This is a genomic window from Limnohabitans sp. T6-5, from assembly GCF_003063315.1.
Taxonomy (GTDB): Bacteria; Pseudomonadota; Gammaproteobacteria; order Burkholderiales; family Burkholderiaceae_C; genus Limnohabitans_A.
Window position 1 is genome coordinate 998,106 of sequence record NZ_NERV01000001.1, and the last position, 17,719, is coordinate 1,015,824.

Annotated in this window: 17 protein-coding genes; 4 read left to right on the forward strand and 13 right to left on the reverse strand. The window is 60.2% G+C overall.

Features of this window, described 5'->3' with window-relative positions; translation table 11 throughout:
- Positions 1-11: 11 nt before the first annotated feature.
- From leuS to B9Z51_RS04325, 5 genes are all read right to left on the reverse strand, one after another.
- Positions 12-2,702 carry a leucine--tRNA ligase gene (gene leuS / locus B9Z51_RS04305; protein ID WP_108372064.1) on the reverse strand — a complete coding sequence of 897 codons (2,691 nt, stop codon included), beginning with the start codon at positions 2,700-2,702 and terminating at the stop codon, positions 12-14.
- 141 nt (positions 2,703-2,843) lie between these two features.
- Entirely contained in the window at positions 2,844-3,272 is a 429-nt protein-coding gene (locus B9Z51_RS04310; RefSeq protein WP_108372066.1) for a biopolymer transporter ExbD, read from the reverse strand.
- Positions 3,273-3,275: 3 nt separating this feature from the next.
- A complete protein-coding gene (locus B9Z51_RS04315) occupies positions 3,276-3,920 on the reverse strand; it encodes a MotA/TolQ/ExbB proton channel family protein (RefSeq protein ID WP_108372068.1) in 645 nt (214 codons plus the stop codon).
- Positions 3,921-3,940: 20 nt separating this feature from the next.
- Entirely contained in the window at positions 3,941-4,756 is an 816-nt protein-coding gene (gene dapB / locus B9Z51_RS04320; RefSeq protein WP_108372070.1) for a 4-hydroxy-tetrahydrodipicolinate reductase, read from the reverse strand.
- Positions 4,757-4,811: 55 nt separating this feature from the next.
- Complete coding sequence (locus B9Z51_RS04325; RefSeq protein WP_233254812.1) at positions 4,812-5,348, reverse strand: outer membrane protein assembly factor BamE; 537 nt, start codon at positions 5,346-5,348, stop codon at positions 4,812-4,814.
- A gap of 97 nt (positions 5,349-5,445) precedes the next feature.
- Here B9Z51_RS04325 and fur point away from each other — a divergent pair, with 97 nt between their 5' ends.
- Positions 5,446-5,874 carry a ferric iron uptake transcriptional regulator gene (gene fur / locus B9Z51_RS04330; RefSeq protein WP_108372074.1) on the forward strand — a complete coding sequence of 143 codons (429 nt, stop codon included), beginning with the start codon at positions 5,446-5,448 and terminating at the stop codon, positions 5,872-5,874.
- A 13-nt stretch (positions 5,875-5,887) separates the two neighbouring features.
- Here the strand turns inward: fur and hprK are convergent, their stop codons facing one another.
- The 4 genes from hprK to B9Z51_RS04350 all read right to left on the reverse strand — a co-directional run bounded on the left by hprK (position 5,888) and on the right by B9Z51_RS04350 (position 9,276).
- On the reverse strand, positions 5,888-6,829 hold the full coding sequence (gene hprK / locus B9Z51_RS04335) for an HPr(Ser) kinase/phosphatase (RefSeq protein ID WP_108372075.1): 942 nt from the start codon (positions 6,827-6,829) through the stop codon (positions 5,888-5,890).
- Between the two features lie 25 nt (positions 6,830-6,854).
- Positions 6,855-7,322, reverse strand: a complete 468-nt coding sequence (locus tag B9Z51_RS04340; protein ID WP_108372729.1) for a PTS sugar transporter subunit IIA — start codon at positions 7,320-7,322, stop codon at positions 6,855-6,857.
- 170 nt (positions 7,323-7,492) lie between these two features.
- Positions 7,493-7,822 (reverse strand): ribosome hibernation-promoting factor, HPF/YfiA family, encoded by a 330-nt coding sequence (hpf, locus tag B9Z51_RS04345; protein WP_108372077.1) that lies wholly within the window; start codon positions 7,820-7,822, stop codon positions 7,493-7,495.
- A 230-nt stretch (positions 7,823-8,052) separates the two neighbouring features.
- Positions 8,053-9,276: an MFS transporter gene (locus B9Z51_RS04350; RefSeq protein WP_108372079.1), complete on the reverse strand. Its 1,224-nt coding sequence runs from the start codon at positions 9,274-9,276 to the stop codon at positions 8,053-8,055.
- Positions 9,277-9,508: 232 nt separating this feature from the next.
- Here B9Z51_RS04350 and corA point away from each other — a divergent pair, with 232 nt between their 5' ends.
- Positions 9,509-10,495: a magnesium/cobalt transporter CorA gene (gene corA / locus B9Z51_RS04355; protein ID WP_108372081.1), complete on the forward strand. Its 987-nt coding sequence runs from the start codon at positions 9,509-9,511 to the stop codon at positions 10,493-10,495.
- Between the two features lie 127 nt (positions 10,496-10,622).
- On the opposite strand, the gene B9Z51_RS04360 is transcribed toward corA, so the two are convergent.
- The 4 genes from B9Z51_RS04360 to B9Z51_RS04375 form a co-directional block, all read right to left on the reverse strand.
- Positions 10,623-11,384: a 5'-methylthioadenosine/adenosylhomocysteine nucleosidase gene (locus tag B9Z51_RS04360; protein WP_108372083.1), complete on the reverse strand. Its 762-nt coding sequence runs from the start codon at positions 11,382-11,384 to the stop codon at positions 10,623-10,625.
- A gap of 63 nt (positions 11,385-11,447) precedes the next feature.
- Positions 11,448-13,130, reverse strand: a complete 1,683-nt coding sequence (locus tag B9Z51_RS04365) for a long-chain-fatty-acid--CoA ligase (protein ID WP_108372730.1) — start codon at positions 13,128-13,130, stop codon at positions 11,448-11,450.
- A 79-nt stretch (positions 13,131-13,209) separates the two neighbouring features.
- On the reverse strand, positions 13,210-14,628 hold the full coding sequence (gene pntB, locus B9Z51_RS04370) for a Re/Si-specific NAD(P)(+) transhydrogenase subunit beta (protein ID WP_108372085.1): 1,419 nt from the start codon (positions 14,626-14,628) through the stop codon (positions 13,210-13,212).
- Between the two features lie 63 nt (positions 14,629-14,691).
- Entirely contained in the window at positions 14,692-16,269 is a 1,578-nt protein-coding gene (locus tag B9Z51_RS04375; protein ID WP_108372087.1) for a Re/Si-specific NAD(P)(+) transhydrogenase subunit alpha, read from the reverse strand.
- Positions 16,270-16,413: 144 nt separating this feature from the next.
- Here B9Z51_RS04375 and B9Z51_RS04380 point away from each other — a divergent pair, with 144 nt between their 5' ends.
- A complete protein-coding gene (locus tag B9Z51_RS04380) occupies positions 16,414-16,908 on the forward strand; it encodes an NUDIX hydrolase (RefSeq protein WP_108372089.1) in 495 nt (164 codons plus the stop codon).
- On the forward strand, positions 16,905-17,663 hold the full coding sequence (locus B9Z51_RS04385) for a sulfite exporter TauE/SafE family protein (protein ID WP_108372091.1): 759 nt from the start codon (positions 16,905-16,907) through the stop codon (positions 17,661-17,663). Before B9Z51_RS04380 ends, B9Z51_RS04385 begins: the two co-directional genes overlap by 4 nt.
- Positions 17,664-17,719: the final 56 nt, after the last annotated feature.

Here is a 17,719-nt window from a genome sequence, read left to right on the forward strand (position 1 = left end):
GCGCAAGGCGTTCACACCACGATGTTGACCAAACGGCCTGGCACCACGATGACCTTTTTGGGCGCAGCGCCTGCGGCCTGCTTGACGAAGGCTTCGCTGGCCAGGGCTGCCGCTTCGATCTGCGCTTTGTCAGCCGTTGCAGGCACCAGAATCGAACCGCGCAGCTTGCCGTTGATTTGCAGCATGAGTTCAAGCTCATCGCGCTGCAAAGCCGACTCGTCCACACCAGGCCATGCCACATCGAGCAGTTCGCCGCAGCAAGCGGCGTAGCCCAATTCGGTCCACAGCTGCTCCGCAATGTGCGGGCAAGCGGGGTAGAGCACGCGCAGCAGGATCGAGAAGCCTTCAGCCAAAGCAGCCGCGTCTTCGGGGCTTTCAGACAAGGCCACGTCTTCCAGCGTGTTGAGCATCTTCATCACCGCCGAGACGACGGTGTTGTACTGCATGCGCTCGTAGTCGTAATTGGCCTGCTTGAGCACGGTGTGGATATCCAGGCGCAGCGCCTTGGCGGCCTTGCTGAAGTCCACCGCTTGGCTGCGGTCGACCGCTATGCCCGCCTTCAAAGCGGCTTCTTGCTTGACGCCAAAGTTCCACACGCGGCGCAAGAACCGGTAGCTGCCTTCCACGGCGGCATCGTTCCACTCCAGCGTCACCTCGGGGGGCGCGGTGAACATGGTGTACAGGCGCGCGGTGTCTGCACCGTATTTTTCGATCAGGTCCTGCGGGTCCACGCCGTTGTTCTTGGACTTGGACATGGTGCCCACGCCCTCGTAGTCGATGGCGGTGCCCACGGGCAGACGCCCATCGCCGCTGTCGGCTTCGTTTTTGAGCTTGGCGCCCACCACTTTGCCGGTCTCGTCGAGCACATGCTCCACGTCGTGTGGCCAGAAGTAGTCCTTGCCGCCTTTGGCGGTGCGACGCGAGTAAATGTGGTTGAGCACCATGCCCTGGGTGAGCAGCTTGCTGAAGGGCTCGTCCACCTTGACCAGACCCAGATCACGCATGACCTTGGTCCAAAAGCGCGCATACAGCAGGTGCAGAATGGCGTGTTCGATGCCACCGATGTATTGGTCCATCGGCATCCAGTAGTCCGCACCCCCTGCCACCATCTTCTCGGTGTTGTTCGGGTCGCAGTAGCGCATGAAGTACCAGGACGAATCCACGAAGGTGTCCATGGTGTCGGTCTCTCGGCGGGCGGGCTTGCCGCACACGGGGCAGGTCACACCCGCATGGAAACCTTCGTGCTTGTGCAACGGGTTGCCCGAACCGTCAGGAATGCAGTCTTGCGGCAGCACCACGGGCAGGTCTTTTTCGGGCACGGGCACCGCGCCGTGCTCCTCGCAATGGATGATCGGGATCGGCGTGCCCCAGTAGCGCTGGCGGCTCACACCCCAGTCGCGCAGACGCCAGGTGGTTTTCTTCTCGCCCAGGTCTTTGGCGGCGAGCAGTTCGGCCACCTTGATGACGGCGGCTTTCTGGGTCAGGCCATCGAGTTCGCCGGAGTTGACGCACACACAGTTTTGCTTGTCGGCATACCACTCTTGCCAGGTCTTGTCGTCAAAGGCCTGGTCCTTGACAGACACGACCTGCTGGATCGGCAGCGCGTACTTGAGTGCAAACGCGAAGTCACGCTCATCGTGCGCAGGCACGCCCATGACGGCACCGTCGCCGTAACTCATGAGCACGTAGTTGCCAACCCAGACTTCTACTTGCGCACCGGTCAGTGGGTGCGTGACGAACAGGCCCGTGGGCATGCCCTTCTTTTCTTGGGTGGCCAGCTCGGCTTCGGTCGTGCCGCCGGTTTTGCACTCTTCCAAGAAAGCCGCCAAAGCGGGATTGGTCGAAGCAGCGTGCAGCGCCAGCGGGTGTTCGGCCGCCACCGCGCAAAACGTCACACCCATGATGGTGTCGGCACGGGTGGTGAAGACGTACATCTTGCCCTCGCCGATCAAGGCACCGTCAGCGCCCGCAATGCTGTGCGGGAACGCAAAGCGCACACCTTCGGATTTGCCGATCCAGTTTTCCTGCATCAGGCGAACCTTGTCGGGCCAGCCGTTCAAAGTGGCTTTGTCGTTGCCGATCTGCACATGGTCCAGCAGCTCTTGCGCGTAAGCGGTGATGTTCAGGTAATAACCAGGAATCTCGCGCTTTTCGACCGGGGCACCTGTGCGCCAGCCTTTGCCATCGATCACTTGTTCGTTGGCCAGCACGGTCTGGTCCACCGGGTCCCAGTTCACAACCTGGGTCTTGCGGTAGGCGATGCCTTTTTCGAGCATCTTGAGGAACAACCACTGGTTCCATTTGTAGTACGTCGGGTCGCAGGTCGCGACTTCGCGTGACCAGTCGATGGCCAAGCCCATCGCCTGCATCTGCTTTTTCATGTACGCGATGTTGTCGTACGTCCACTTGGCGGGCGGCACTTTGTTCTTGAGCGCCGCGTTTTCGGCGGGCAAGCCAAAGGCGTCCCAGCCCATGGGCATGAGCACGTTGTAGCCGCGCATGCGCAGCTGGCGCGTGAGCATGTCGTTGATGGTGTAGTTGCGCACGTGACCCATGTGCAGTTTGCCGCTGGGGTAGGGCAGCATGGAGCAGGCGTAAAACTTCTTTTTGCTCTGGTCTTCGGTGACGCGGTAGGCGTCGCGGGCCGTCCAGCGGGCCTGTGCGGCGGCTTCGACGTCGAGGTGGGTGTACTTGTCTTGCATAGCCTGCGATTGTAGAGGGGGCGGATCAGGTCAAACGTGGACCTCGGGCTGCACCGGCAGGCAATGGCCGGGGGGTCGTCAGACGCCAGCGCCACAGCATCACCAGACCCCCTGCCCATGCCCAGATGAAGGGCATGCCGCTCAGCGCGTGCCAGTGACCGGGGTTTGCGCCACAAAACCGATGCGCGTGAGGCCGGCTTTCTGGGCCAGACCCATGGCCTCGACCACCCGGCCATAGGGCACGGTCTGGTCGGCGCGCAACTCGAGCTCGGTGTTGGGGTTGCGCTTAGCGACTTCGGCCAGACGCAGGCGCAAAGCCTCAGGGCTGATGGCTTTGTCGTTCAGGAACAGGGCGCCCTGGGCATCCACCACTAGGGACACCGCTTGCGGCGAAGACCCGGCTTCTGCGCCTTCGGCCTGGGGCAAATCCAGGCGAATGGCACTGGTCATGAGGGGGGCCGTGAGGATGAAGATCACCAGCAGCACCAGCATCACGTCCACCATGGGGGTGACGTTGATGTCGCTCATGGGCGCATCGGGTTTGGCAGAGGCCAGACGACCAAAGGCCATGTCTCAGTCCTTGGGGCCTGCCCGCAGACCCAGCACATCGTGCGCGAAGCCTTCGAGTTCGGCCTCAATGTGCCCCACTTGGCGCCCCAGAATGTTGTAGCCCAGCACGGCCGGAATGGCCACGGCCAAACCGGCGGCCGTCATGATCAGGGCTTCCCCCACAGGGCCTGCCACCTTGTCGATGCTCAGCGGGCCGCCTTCGGCCATGCCGGTGAGGGCATTGAAAATGCCCCAGACCGTTCCCAGCAAGCCGATGAATGGCGAAGTGGAACCGGCCGTGGCCAGCAACAACTGCCCCCAGTGCAAACGGCGCACCACGCTTTGTAAGGCGTCGCGCAAGTTGCGGGTCAATTGCTGGTGGCGGTCGCCCGCAGCAGCCAGCGTACCCCCAGAAGGCGCAGACGTGGCCAGCAGCAAGGGCAGCACACAAGCATCCCGGTCAAACTGCGCCACCCTGTGCTGGGCATCGTCCCAGGAAGACGCTTGCCAAAAAGCCGCCACGCTGCGGCGCACATCCAACGACACGCGTGCCAGCAGACGCCATTTCCACAAAATCACCACCCAGCTGCCCACCGACAAGGCGAGCAACAACAGGGCCAGCCATCGGCTCACACCATCGCTGTGCAGCAAAAAGTCATTCAGGTTCATGGCGGCAGCAAATTGGCGACTCAGCGCAGGTTCAGCACATCAAACATGTCGAACAGGCCGCGCTGTTGCCCTGCCAGGTAGCGCACGGCGCGCAGGCTGCCTTGCGCGTAGGTGGAACGGCTGGATGATTTGTGGGTCACCTCAATGCGTTCGCCGATCCCGGCAAACAAGACCGTGTGGTCGCCCACAATGTCGCCACCACGGATGGTGGAAAAACCGATGGTGGACGGGTCGCGCTCGCCCGTGTGACCATAACGCTCATACACGGCGCATTCTTTAAAGTCGCGGCCAATCGCCTCGGCAATCACCTCCCCCATCTTGAGGGCGGTGCCCGAAGGGGCATCCACCTTGTGGCGGTGGTGGGCTTCGATGATCTCGATGTCGTAGCCGGTGGCCATGGCTTGAGCTGCCATTTGCAAGAGCTTCAGGGTCACGTTCACGCCCACGCTCATGTTGGGCGCCATGACGATGGCGATGTCTTGGGCGATGTCAGCGATTTCGGCTTTTTGGGCTTCGGAAAAACCGGTGGTGCCGATCACGGCTTTGACACCCAGCTCGCGGCAGACCTTCAGGTGCGCCAAGGTGCCTTCCGGGCGGGTGAAGTCGATCAGAAAGCCCGATGGCTTCAAGCCTGCATGCAGATCGGACACGACTTGCACGCCACTGGCCTGGCCCAGATAAGCGGCCGCATCCTGGCCCAAAGACGCACTGGTCTGGAGGCACAAAGCCCCCGTCAAGCGGCAATCTTCGGAAGCCATGATGGCTTCGATCAACATGTGTCCCATGCGGCCAGAGGCCCCTGCAACGGTGATGGACAAATCGGTCATGGCGGTCATTTATGTATACAAAGAAACGGGTAATTGGGGGCACCAAAGCCCTCAGCCCTTCAGGTCACCGGGGTGTGGCCTCGAGAGGGGGGTAGCTGGCAGGCAATGCAGCCCCAGTTGGACGTGTGGTGTCCGAGGCCGATTTGGAGGCGGGAAACTTCTTCAAGTCTTCTTCACTGGCTTGCAAGTTCGGCACCTTGCCAACCTGGCGCTTGCTCACCAGACGCCCCACAAATTCCGACTCACTGGGCAATTCGTCGTTGTCGATCTGCGCCAACACATCGCCTTTGAAAAACACGGTTACGCGGAAATTTTGTGAGGGTACGCCCTGGCGTTTGATGCTGAAGACATAGTCCCAGCGGTCAGCATGGAACACACTGGCCACCAAAGGGGTGCCCAGAATGTCTTTGACCTGAGCACGAGACATGCCCGGACGCAGTGCCTGGCGCTGCTCTTTGGACACAAAATTGCCCTGCACCACTTCGGCAACGTAGGGTTTGAAGGTGTCTTGATTGATGCCAGAAGACAAGCCGCTGCAGCCCGCCAGGCCGACGCCCAGCAAGAGCGAAGTGAGGAAGGCACCAGTAAAGCGAAATGTCATGAAAGATGTCATGGTTGAAGGCGGGCCGATATGATCGAGGCATTGTAGCGGCTGCTTCACACCCGAGCCTGATGTGCAACACCCAAACACTGCGCCCATGACCCAAATCGATGAACTCAAAAACAATGGCCTGAAAGCCACCTTGCCCCGTTTGAAAATCCTGGAGATTTTTCAAAGCGGTGTGCAGCGTCATATGACGGCCGAAGATGTTTTTCGTCACCTGATCAACGACAACACCGACATTGGCCTGGCCACGGTGTACCGAGTGCTGCTGCAATTTGAGCAAGCTGGCATCTTGAACCGCAACCATTTCGAAAGCGGCAAAGCAGTCTATGAGCTCAATGAAGGGCAGCACCATGACCACATGGTGTGTCTGGACTGCGGTCGGGTGGAGGAGTTCTACGACCCCGAAATCGAGTCACGTCAACAGGCGGTAGCGCAGGCCAAGGGCTTCGTGATCGCCGAACATGCATTGAGCATTTACGCGCATTGCATGCAAAACCCTTGCCCTCACCGTCAGCGCTGAAGGCCGCTGAGTCTCATTCCATGGCGCGGCGCTGTCGGTCGATGAAATCCTGGTAAGTGTCGATCCCGCGCATCTGCAAGATGGTGTTGCGCACTGCAGCCTCGACCAACACAGCGATGTTGCGCCCTGCCACCACCTGGATGACCACCTTACGCACAGGGATACCCAGTACATCCTGCGTCAAAGGCTCTGAAGGCAAGCGCTCATAGTCCCGCTCCAGCGTCTCACGGCGCACCAGGTGCACGATGAGCTTCAGGCGCATTTTGCGACGCACCGCCGTCTCACCAAAAATGGCCCGGATGTCGAGCAAGCCGATGCCCCGCACTTCCAGCAGGTTTTGCAACAGATCGGGGCACCGTGCCTCGATGGTGGTCTGGTTGATGCGGTAAAGGTCCACCGCATCATCGGCGACCAGACCGTTGCCACGAGAAATCAATTCCAGGCCCAGCTCGCTTTTGCCCAGGCCAGACTCACCGGTGATCAAGACCCCCATGCCCAAAATGTCCATGAACACGCCATGCATGGTCATGCGGTCTGCAAAATGCTTGGACAGATAGGCCCGCAGCACATCGATCACAAAGGCCGAGGACTGGTCTGTGGCAAACATCGGAATCTGGGCACGTTCGCACATTGACAAGAGCGCATCGGGTGCGGCTTGTCCATCGGCCAGGACCAGCACAGGCGGCTCCAGGGTCACGATGCGGGCAATGCGCCGGGCACAGTCTTCAGGCGTTGAGTTGCTCAGATAGGCCACTTCTCGTGGCCCCAGGATTTGCACCCGGTAGGGATGAATGTAGTTCAGGTACCCGACCAGATCGGCACCCGAGCGGGCTTCTCGCACCGCGACCTCGTCAAAGCGGCGCTCGGAGGCGCCCAGACCGGCCACCCATTGCCATTTGAGTTTGCTTCGGTGGTCCTCAAAAAGGACATCAGCACTGATAACGCTGGGCTTCATGGCTCAAGCTCTATGGGGAACGGGTTCAGGCCGGTTGGGCCGATTGCCACTGGGCAATCAATTGGTGCAGATTTTCCTGAACCGTGCTGTTCTTGATGTTTTCGCGCAAAGCCGTGTCACTGAGCAACTCGGCGATCTCAGACAAGATTTCCAGGTGCTTTTGGGTGGCAGCTTCTGGCACCAGCAAAAAAATCAGCAGGCTAACAGGTTGCTCGTCCGGTGCGTCAAAGCCAATGGGCTGGGCCAGTCGAAAAACTGCAGCCATTGGCGCTTTGAGCCCCTTGATGCGACCATGCGGGATGGCCACGCCGTGCCCCAGACCGGTCGACCCCAAACGTTCACGGGCAAACAGGCTGTCTGTGACAAGTGCACGTGAGAGCCCGTGCAGGTTCTCAAAGAGAAGTCCAGCTTCTTCGAATGCACGTTTCTTGCTGGTGGCTTCCACCCCTACAAGAACTTGGGCAACAGGCAATATGGATGAGAGACGGTTCATGTTCGAGGGCGGATTATGCACCTGTCGCACCAGACCTGGTTGAAGTCGCTTGGCGTCAGGTTCAAACTCCTGCCCAAAAAAACCAGAAAACACGGCCTGCTTCAGAGGCAGGCGCACCATTGAAAAGGGCCGCTTTAGGCGGCCCTGAAGACATGGTTTTCAACGACGAATCACATCATGCGCTTGGGGGCAATGTGGTGGTGATCCGTGAGGCGGTCTTTGTGTTTGACCACTTGCCGGTCCAGTTTATCAACCAATTCATCGACTGCGGCGTACAAATCTTCATGCGCACATTCAGCGAAAAGATCGCTGCCTTTGACATGGATATTGCACTCAGCACGCTGGCGCTTTTCCTTTTCTTTCTGCTTCTCGACGGTCAGCAGCACTTTCACATCGACCACCTGATCGAAATGCCGTGTGATTCGATCGAGTTTCCCCGTGACGTACTGACGCAAGGCAGGGGTCACTTCAAGATGGTGTCCGCTGATGGTTAAATTCATAGTCGTAGCCTCCATAGAACCAAGGTTGAAAAAGCCCCACCGAAGCCGGGCTCTGAAACCACCTTGTGCAGGTGGTTCAGCCCCACTATGCGCCCGACCCCTTATGAAAAGCAACGTATCCACAAGTACCCTCCTAAAGCAGTCCCCCTTTGCCCACAAGCGGGCATTTCAGTGCTATCGTGCGGGTTTAAACGATATATACCCTAACGCCATCTGAGGCGTCCTCGGCTTTATGCCCTGACAGGCGTGCTGGACTCGTGCAACCGAATACGCCCAGCCAGCCAGACCGACGCCAAGCTGGCAACCACCCCCAAAAGACCCGCGACCCAGTAATGTGTCAATTGGCCCAGCCCATCACGGCCAATGATCAGTCCGGACACAATGGCCGCCAAACCCATGGCACCCGACTGAACGGCCGAATTGAGCGTCATGAAGGTGCCACGAAGCCTGGGCTCTACCGCAGAAGAGACCAGCGCCATGCCAGGAATCATGCGGCCACTCATCAAGGTGAAGAACAGCGTGGAAATGGCCAGCAAACCCGCCAAAGGCAGGCCCTGAGACAAGGTGGTGGCCATCAAGGGCACCGCCACCGCCAGGGCAAGGCGACGGAAAACCACCACTTTGCCCACCCGGTCGGTCAGCCTCCCAAAAAAGCGCGATGACAGCAAAGTGGCAACCCCACCGAGCAGGTACACCCAAGGCACTTGATCGGATCGCATGCCCGAATTCGATTGCAGGTAAATCGTGATGTAGGGAATGACGGTGAAGCCCGCAAACATCATCAAAGCCGACAGGCCAAAGGCTTTGAGGTGGTTGGTATCTGCCAAGACTTGCCCGATGCTGCGCCAAACCGAGGTGCGGTGGGGATGGTGCAAATGTTCATCCAGACGCGGCAAGGTTTGCCAGGCGGCAAAACACAACACGCCTACCAGGGCGGCTATGCCAAAAAACGGCGCATGCCAGCTCAGGTGTGCCGCCAAAAACAGGCCCAAAGGCACGCCCGCCACCGTGGACACGGAAAACGAGGTCATTACCACGCCCATGGCACGGCCACGCCGCTCGAACGGGATCACATCGGCCACGATGGTTTGCGACAAGGCCGACAAGACCCCGCCAAACAAACCCGCAGCCACACGGGCCACCATCAACCAGCCATAGCCGGGCGCCAGACCACAGGCCAGGGTGGCCAGACCAAACAGGGCGTACATGCTGAGCAACAAGCGCTTGCGGCTGAATTGATCCACATACGTGGCGGCCACCAGGCCCGAAACCCCGGCTGACAGGGTGTAAGCCGAGACCAACAAGCCGAATTCGGCATTGCTGATGTCAAAAAGTCGGGTGAACTGAGGCCCCAGGGGCATCATGATCATGAAGTCGAGAATGTGGGTGAACTGGATGCCCGCCAAAGTCAGCAGGAGCCAGCGTTCACGCCGAGGGGTCAAAGGTGCAGTCATGGGAATCAATGGGACGAAGCGGGGGAATCTAACACTCTCATGGCAAAAAGCATATTCAGAGCCATGGCGCAGTGCGATAATCCGCCAACATTTCTGGAGACATCTGCCGTGGAAACTACCCCGAGTCGGTAGCTTTCGGACGCCTTGAGCATTGCGCCCATCGTTCGAAAGCTGCATTCCCCCTTCGCCGCCCCTTTGAACTTTTGGCACCTGGCCATTTTTCGGATTCGCCATGCTCAACATCTTCACCCTTGTCAACGGTCGCCTTTTTCAGGAAGAAATCGAATCCCTGGAAGAGTTGTCACGCTTTCAGCCCATCTGGGTCGACCTCGAATCGCCCACGCTGGAAGAAAAACGCTGGATAAAACAGTACTTCGGCCTGTCCATCCCCGAAGATGCAATGGACGAGGACATCGAAGAATCGGCCCGTTTCTACGAGGAAGACAACGGCGAGCTGCACATCCGTTCGGACTTCTTGATCGCAGACGAGGACGAGCCCCGCACGGTACGCTGCGCGTTCATTCTGAATCAGCACAACGCCGACCTGAAAAGCTTGGGCGTGCTGTTTTCGATCCACGACGAAGACGTGCCGGTCTTTCGCCTTTTGCGCATGCGGGCACGCCGCGCACCGGGCCTGATCGAAGACGCCAAGGAAGTGCTGCTCAAGCTGTTTGACGCTGACGCCGAGTACTCGGCCGACACGCTCGAAGGCATTTACGACCAACTCGAAAAAGCAGGCAAGCAGGTGTTGTCGGGCGATGTGACCGACGCCTTGGCGGGAGAGGTGCTGGGCGCGATTGCCCGCCAGGAAGACTTGAACGGGCGCATCCGCCGCAATGTGATGGACACACGCCGCGCCGTGAGCTTCATGATGCGCTCCAAGATGCTCAACGCCGAGCAGTTTGAAGAAGCCCGCCAGATCCTGCGCGACATCGACTCGCTGGACTCGCACACGGCCTTTTTGTTCGACAAAATCAACTTCTTGATGGACGCGACGGTTGGTTTCATCAACATCAACCAGAACAAGATCATCAAGATCTTCTCTGTGGCCAGCGTCGCCTTGCTGCCGCCCACGCTGATCGCCAGCATCTACGGCATGAACTTCCAGTACATGCCCGAGCTGAACCAGTCCTGGGGCTACCCCATGGCCATCGCCCTGATGGCCGCCAGCGCCGTGGTGCCCATGTGGTACTTCCGTCGGCGTGGCTGGTTGAAGTAAGTTTCCAACTTGGGGTGTATCTGTCGGGCTTGGGCTGTACAGGGTCCCAGCCTGTCTGATGCGGCTCGGCCGTAGCGGGTGACGATGTTGAGCTTGCGTCTGAGGAGCCCGGTATGGCCGGGCCGCATCAGACAGGCTTACTGGACGTCAACCACTCTGACAACATGGCCACACTGTAACGGCTGGCGACGGCACGAATGAAGCGGCTGAAGTCGGCATGGGCATCGTCGTCGGCTCGGTCTGAAATCGTGCGCAGCGCGGCAAACGGCACGCCGTAATCTGCACAGACCTGAGCCACCGCCGCGCCCTCCATCTCGACCGCCAATGCCTCGGGCAGCGATTGCTGCAGGCTGCGGCACTCGGCGGTGGTGGAGACAAAGCGGTCGCCGCTGGCGATCAAGCCCTCATGCACACGGACTGACTGCAGGGCAAACTCGCTCATCGCCTCGGGGCCCACATGGACAGCCACCTGCGCCAGCACAGCTTGGACAGCTGGCAGCAACTGCGCAGACAAATCGGTATCCGTCTCAAAACGGCTGCGGCCATACAAAGGCACTTCATGCTTGGGAAACAAGGGCGAGGCGTCCATGTCGTGCTGCACAAAGCCATGGGCCAGCACCACATCGCCCACCTTCACGCCCGACCCCAGACCGCCCGCCACTCCGGTGAAGACGATCTGGCCCACGCCAAAGCGCTCAATCAAGGCCGTGGCCGTGGTGGCAGCCGCCACCTTGCCGATGCGGGAGAGGACTGCCACCACCGGACGGCCATGCCAATGGCCTTGCCAAAAATCGCGGCCTGCCACCTGCACGCGCTGCTCGTCGGGCAAGACCTGCAAGACGGCCGCGAGTTCTTCGTGCATGGCACTCATGATGCCGATGGGGGTCATGTCATGTCTCCAAAAGAAAGCGGCCCCCAAGGGGCCGCCCAATACCTCACGCGGGGAAACACCTCAGCTTGGGTTGCGCAACTCGCGCCGCAGGATTTTGCCCACAGGCGTCTTGGGCAGTTCGTCGCGGAACTCCACCACGCGCGGCTGCTTGTAGGCCGTCATGTTCTCACGGCAGTAGGCCTGGATCTGCTCGGCAGTCAGCGCCGGGTCTTTGCGCACCACCACCAGCTTGACGGCTTCGCCGGTTTTTTCATCGGGCACCCCGATGGCGGCGCACTCGAGCACACCGGGGCAGGCCGAGGCCACTTCTTCGACCTCGTTGGGGTAGACGTTGAAGCCACTGACCAGGATCATGTCCTTCTTGCGGTCCACGATCTTGAAGAAGCCGCGCTCGTCGACGATACCGACGTCACCGGACTTGAAATAGCCATCGGCCGTCATGACCTTGGCGGTTTCGTCGGGGCGCTGCCAATAGCCTGCCATCACCTGAGGGCCCTTGATGGCGATCTCGCCGTGCTGGCCGGGCGTGGTCACCTCGTGGCCATCATCGTCGAGCAGCTTCATCCATGTGCTTGGAATCGGCACGCCAATCGTGCCGGTGAATTCCGGACTGGTGGTCGGGTTGCAGCTGGCCGAAGGGCTGGTCTCGGACAGGCCGTAACCCTCACAAATAGGACATCCGGTCTTTTCCAGCCACAGCTTGGCCACGCTGGGGGTCACGGCCATGCCGCCACCGACCGACACCTTGAGGTTGGACCAATTGACGGTGTTGAAGTCGGGATGATTGACCAAGCCATTGAACAATGTATTGACGGCCGGAAAACTGTGAAAAGTGTGCTTGGACAGCTCCTTGAGCACCGCAGACAAGTCACGGGGATTGGGGATCAGGATAGTCTTGCCTCCGGTGCGCATGGACAGCATCATGTTCACCGTGAACGCGAAGATGTGGTACAGCGGCAAAGCACACACCGAGGCGGGTTGTTCGTTAGCCGGTACGCGCTTCATGACCGGGTCGTTCCAGGCCTCAGACTGCAAGACGTTGGCAATCACATTGCGGTGCAGCAGCACAGCGCCTTTGGACACCCCGGTGGTGCCACCGGTGTACTGCAAAACGGCAATATCTTCCGGTCCAATTTGGGGTTTTCGCCAAGGCAGTTTGCGCCCCCGGGACAATGCCGCATTGAAAGTCACTGCTTCTGGCAAGTTAAAGGCGGGCACCAGCTTCTTGACCTTGCGCACCACATGATTGACAACCATGCCCTTGAGCAAACCCAGCCGGTCACCCATGGTGGCCAGCACCACATGCTGAACAGGGGTCTGGGCAATGCATTTTTCCAACGTGGCAGCGAAGTTTTCGATGATCACAATGGCCCGAGCCCCAGAGTCCTTGAGTTGGTGCTCAAGCTCGCGTGCGGTGTACAGCGGGTTGACATTGACCACCACATAACCAGCTCGCAAGATAGCCGCCACCGTGACCGGGTATTGAGGCACGTTGGGCATCATGATGGCCACCCGGTCCCCCTTGGCCAAACCCAAGGACTGCAGATAAGCGGCAAGCGCCTGGCTCTCTTCGTCGGTGCGGCGATAGCTGATGTCCTTGCCCATAAAACTGTATGCCGTGCGGTCGGCGTAATGGGCAAAACTCTCTTCCATCAAGCCGACCAATGAGCTGTATTGGCCAGGATCGATGTCAGCAGGAACGCCTTCAGGGTAGCTGCTGAGCCAAACACGGTCGGGGGTCATTGCGTCGTTCTCCATGCAAGCCAGTCTACCGCACAACTGACTACAAACTGACTTATAAAGATGCAGGGTTTCCCGAGGTTTACGCCTTCAAGGCCACCAACACCTCATCCAGCATCTTCTTGGCATCGCCAAACAGCATGCGGTTGTTCTCTTTGTAGAACAGGGGGTTGTCCACACCCGCATAGCCGCTGGCCATGGAGCGCTTCATCACGATGCTGGTGCGGGCCTTCCAGACTTCCAGCACCGGCATGCCGGCGATCGGGCTGGTGGGGTCGTCTTGCGCCGCCGGGTTCACGATGTCGTTGGCGCCGATCACCATGGCCACATCGGTGTCCGGGAAGTCGTCGTTGATTTCGTCCATCTCCAGCACGATGTCGTAAGGCACCTTGGCCTCAGCCAGCAACACATTCATGTGGCCGGGCATGCGACCGGCCACCGGGTGGATGCCAAAGCGCACATTGACACCTTTTTCACGCAGGTGTTTGGTGATTTCATTCACCGTGTGCTGCGCTTGCGCCACCGCCATGCCATAGCCAGGCACGATGATCACGCTCTTGGCATCGCGCAGCAGTTCGGCAGTTTCGGCCGCGCTGACGGGCACCACTTCGCCTTGCGGCTCGGCAGGCGCGTCATCGGCCTTGGGTGCAGGTTTGCCCGCACCCCCCCCAAAGCCGCCCGCAATCACGCTGATGAAATTGCGGTTCATCGCGTTGCACATGATGTAGGACAGGATGGCACCGGACGAGCCCACCAGCGCGCCAGTCACGATCAGCAAGTCGTTGCTCAGCATGAAGCCGGTGGCCGCTGCGGCCCAGCCGGAATAGCTGTTGAGCATGGACACCACCACCGGCATGTCGGCGCCGCCAATGGCCATGACCATGTGGATGCCGAACAGCAAGGCGATGGCGGTCATCACGATCAGGGGCGTCATGCCGCTTTGCACATCGTGCGCATTCACGAACTCGCGGCCAAACCAGATCACGACCAAAAGGCCCGCCAAGTTGAGCCAGTGGCGCGCAGGCAGCAAGAGCGGCTTGCCACCGATCTTGCCGTTGAGCTTGCCAAAAGCGATCAGCGAGCCCGAGAAAGTGACCGCACCGATCAAGATGCCGACATAAATCTCCACTTCGTGGATGGCTTTTTCAGCCCCGGTGAACTGGATCGAGGTGTCCACATAGCTGGCAAAGCCCACCAGACAAGCGGCCAGGCCGACCAGGCTGTGCATGAGCGCGACCAACTCGGGCATCTGGGTCATCTTGACGGTTTTGGCGGCATAAAGACCAACGCTGCCGCCAATGAGCAATGCGCCAATGATCCAGGCGATGCCCGCTGGGGCCACACGCGGACCCACGATGGTGGCGAGCACTGCGAGCGCCATGCCGACAACGCCGTAAAGGTTGCCGCGACGCGAGGTTTCCGGGTTGGACAAGCCACCCAGGCTGAGGATGAAGAGAATGGCTGCGCCGATGTAGGCGACCGTGGCCAGGCTGGAAGTCATGAACGTCTCTTTTCTTTCACTTGATCAGTTGGGGACAGAGCTGAAGATCTGTCCCCAAAGAAATTATTTTCGGAACATGTCGAGCATGCGACGGGTCACGGCAAAGCCACCAAACATGTTGATGGCCGTGAGCACAATGCCGGCAAAGGCCAGCCACTGGATGAGCTGATCGGCCCGGCCATTGGTGCCCGCTTCGGGCGGCAGGATCTGCACCAGCGCACCGATGACGATGATGCTGGAGATCGCGTTGGTCACGCTCATGAGCGGCGTGTGCAGCGCAGGTGTCACGTTCCACACCACCATGTAACCAATGAAGCAAGCCAGCACAAACACGGTGAAGTGGCCCAGGAAAGCCGCCGGGGCATAAGCACCCATGGCCCAGAAGACCAGTGCACCCAGGCCAAACACCATGGCCAGTGTTTTGACGGGCATCGGGCCGCTGCTGCCGTGGCCGTGACCGCTTTTCTTTTCGGCCACAGCCGTTGTGGGCTTGGGCGCGGGTTTGGGGGCGACGACCAATGGCGGCGCAGGCCAAGTGATTTCGCCGTCCTTGATGACCGTCAGGCCCCGGATGGCGTCGTCTTGCATGTTGACGTTGATCACGCCGTCTTTGGTCTTGCACAGCTCTTCGGTCAGGCGGAACAAGTTGGTGCCGTACAGCGTGGACGACTGGCGCGCCATGCGCGAAGCCAGATCGGTGTAACCGACGATGGTCACGCCGTGCTTGACCACGGCTTGGCCGGGCTCGGTCAGTTCGCAGTTGCCGCCTTGCTCAGCAGCCATGTCCACGATCACGCTGCCGGGCTTCATGCTTTGCACCATCGCGGCGGTGATCAACTTGGGCGCGGGCTTGCCGGGGATCAGCGCGGTGGTGATGATGATGTCGCACTCTTTGGCCTGCTGCGCGTACATCTCGCGCTGAGCGGCCTGAAAGCCTTCACTCATGACCTTGGCGTAACCGCCGCCGCCCGAGCCTTCTTCTTCGTAATCGACTTTGACGAACTCACCGCCGAGCGACACGACCTGGTCGGCCACTTCAGCGCGGGTGTCGTTGGCGCGCACGATGGCGCCCAGACTGGCGGCTGCGCCAATGGCGGCCAATCCGGCCACACCGGCACCGGCAATGAACACCTTGGCAGGGGGCACTTTGCCTGCGGCCGTGATCTGGCCGTTGAAGAAACGGCCAAAGGCATTGGCCGACTCGACCACGGCGCGGTAACCGCTCACGCCGGCCATGGAGGTCAAGGCGTCCATTTTTTGGGCGCGGCTCAATGTGCGGGGCAGTGCGTCAATCGACAGCGCGGTGACCTTTTTGGCCGCCAACTGCTGCATCAAATCGGGGTTTTGCGCAGGCCACAAGAAGCCGATCAGCGTCTGGCCTTCGTGCATCAGCGCGACCTCGTCAGGGGTGGGGGCGCGTACTTTGAAGACAATGTCGCTGCCGCTCCACAGCGCAGCGGCACTCGGCGCGATGGCGGCACCGGCTTCGACGTAGGACTCGTCCGACAGGTCGGCGAGCGCACCCGCGCCTTGCTCCACGTCCACCTCAAAGCCGAGTTTGACCAGTTTGGTCACCACATCGGGCACAGTGGCCACCCGTTTTTCGCCGGGGAAAATCTCTCTCGGCACGCCTATGCGCATGGTTGTTCTCCTGAAAATGATGAAATCGGTGGGCCTGCTTTTGTGAGGCGCAAGTCAACTGCCCAATATAAACCGAAAGCCACAACACCCAACTCAGTCAGACACCGGGCATACCCTGATAAGCCGCAACAGATAATCACCCCTATGGACACTCGCTGGAAACCCAACGTCACCGTGGCCGCCATCATTGAAAAAGATGGTCGCTATTTGCTGATTGAAGAACACACCCAAGAAGGCTTGCGCCTGAACAACCCTGCGGGACACCTGGACCCGGGCGAATCGCCTGCCGAAGGCTGTGCCCGCGAAGCCCTGGAAGAAACCGCCCATCCCTTCACCCCCACGGCCCTGGTGGGGGTCTACCTGTCGCGCTTTCAGCGACCGGCCAGCGGCGAAGACATCACCTATTTGCGCATGGCCTTTTGTGGCGACATTGGCGATCTGCAAGCAGACCGCGGCCTGGACACCGGCATCGTGCGCACAATTTGGATGACCCCCGAAGAAATCCGGGACAGCGCGGCGCGCCACCGCAGTCCGCTGGTTTTGCGCTGCATTGAAGACCACCTGGCCGGTCAACGCTATCCGCTGGACCTGATTTACACCGATGAGGCGGTGGCCACATTGCCGCCCCTGACCCCATGAATGGTGGTCTGCCCTTGGACGCGGTGTGGCTGGTCACCGGCGCCGCCGCATTGGGCGCCGGGGTGCTCAATGCGATAGCGGGCGGCGGAAGTTTCCTGACTTTTCCTGCCCTGGTGTTTGCGGGCGTCCCTCCTTTGGCGGCCAACGCCACGAGCGCCATGGCCGTCAGCCCCGGCTACCTGGGCAGCAGCTGGGGCTTCAAAGCAGAAATCCAGGCCCTGCCCACCCACACACTGCGCCGCGAAGTGAGTGTGGCCGCCATAGGCGGTCTGATCGGCGCAGGCTTGCTGCTGGTGACCCCGGCACGCCTGTTTTCAGGGCTGGTGCCTTGGTTGCTGCTTTTGGCCACCTTGCTGTTTGCTGCGGGGCCGTGGATCGCCAGGCGGGGCAGCGGACTGGGTCACCCGACCTGGCGTCTGCCTGGCTTGCTGGCCGTGGCCATTTACGGTGGCTACTTCAACGGCGGACTGGGCATCTTGTTGATGGCGCTTTACACCCTGACCGGTGAGCCGCGCCTGAACACGGTCAACGCACTCAAAAACCTCAACTCCTTTGTGCTGTCCCTGCTGTCCGTGGCGGCCTTTGCGGCTGCGGGCGCCATCGTCTGGCCGCAAGCCCTCTGGATGATGACCCTGGCCACCGCCGGTGGCTGGCTGGGCGCCCGCTTGGCCAAACGCTTGCCCGTGCGCTGGGTTCGCTGGCTGGTGATCAGCACAGGCCTGGTGATGAGCGCCGTGTTTTTCAGTCGCTTGTAGGCTTGGGGCCTGCACCTAGCTGGTGCTGATTCGGTCACGCCCCACCCCCAGACAAG

Coding starts and splice junctions, on each gene's coding strand:
- B9Z51_RS04325 (WP_233254812.1), bottom strand. CDS start 5,348: ATGACATTTCGCTTTACTGGTGCCTTCCTCACTTCGCTCTTGCTGGGC.
- B9Z51_RS04375 (WP_108372087.1), bottom strand. CDS start 16,269: ATGCGCATAGGCGTGCCGAGAGAGATTTTCCCCGGCGAAAAACGGGTG.
- hprK (WP_108372075.1), bottom strand. CDS start 6,829: ATGAAGCCCAGCGTTATCAGTGCTGATGTCCTTTTTGAGGACCACCGA.
- B9Z51_RS04385 (WP_108372091.1), top strand. CDS start 16,905: ATGAATGGTGGTCTGCCCTTGGACGCGGTGTGGCTGGTCACCGGCGCC.
- hpf (WP_108372077.1), bottom strand. CDS start 7,822: ATGAATTTAACCATCAGCGGACACCATCTTGAAGTGACCCCTGCCTTG.
- B9Z51_RS04365 (WP_108372730.1), bottom strand. CDS start 13,130: ATGACCCCCGACCGTGTTTGGCTCAGCAGCTACCCTGAAGGCGTTCCT.
- B9Z51_RS04380 (WP_108372089.1), top strand. CDS start 16,414: ATGGACACTCGCTGGAAACCCAACGTCACCGTGGCCGCCATCATTGAA.
- leuS (WP_108372064.1), bottom strand. CDS start 2,702: ATGCAAGACAAGTACACCCACCTCGACGTCGAAGCCGCCGCACAGGCC.
- pntB (WP_108372085.1), bottom strand. CDS start 14,628: ATGACTTCCAGCCTGGCCACGGTCGCCTACATCGGCGCAGCCATTCTC.
- corA (WP_108372081.1), top strand. CDS start 9,509: ATGCTCAACATCTTCACCCTTGTCAACGGTCGCCTTTTTCAGGAAGAA.
- B9Z51_RS04310 (WP_108372066.1), bottom strand. CDS start 3,272: ATGGCCTTTGGTCGTCTGGCCTCTGCCAAACCCGATGCGCCCATGAGC.
- B9Z51_RS04340 (WP_108372729.1), bottom strand. CDS start 7,322: ATGAACCGTCTCTCATCCATATTGCCTGTTGCCCAAGTTCTTGTAGGG.
- fur (WP_108372074.1), top strand. CDS start 5,446: ATGACCCAAATCGATGAACTCAAAAACAATGGCCTGAAAGCCACCTTG.
- B9Z51_RS04360 (WP_108372083.1), bottom strand. CDS start 11,384: ATGACCCCCATCGGCATCATGAGTGCCATGCACGAAGAACTCGCGGCC.
- dapB (WP_108372070.1), bottom strand. CDS start 4,756: ATGACCGCCATGACCGATTTGTCCATCACCGTTGCAGGGGCCTCTGGC.
- B9Z51_RS04315 (WP_108372068.1), bottom strand. CDS start 3,920: ATGAACCTGAATGACTTTTTGCTGCACAGCGATGGTGTGAGCCGATGG.
- B9Z51_RS04350 (WP_108372079.1), bottom strand. CDS start 9,276: ATGACTGCACCTTTGACCCCTCGGCGTGAACGCTGGCTCCTGCTGACT.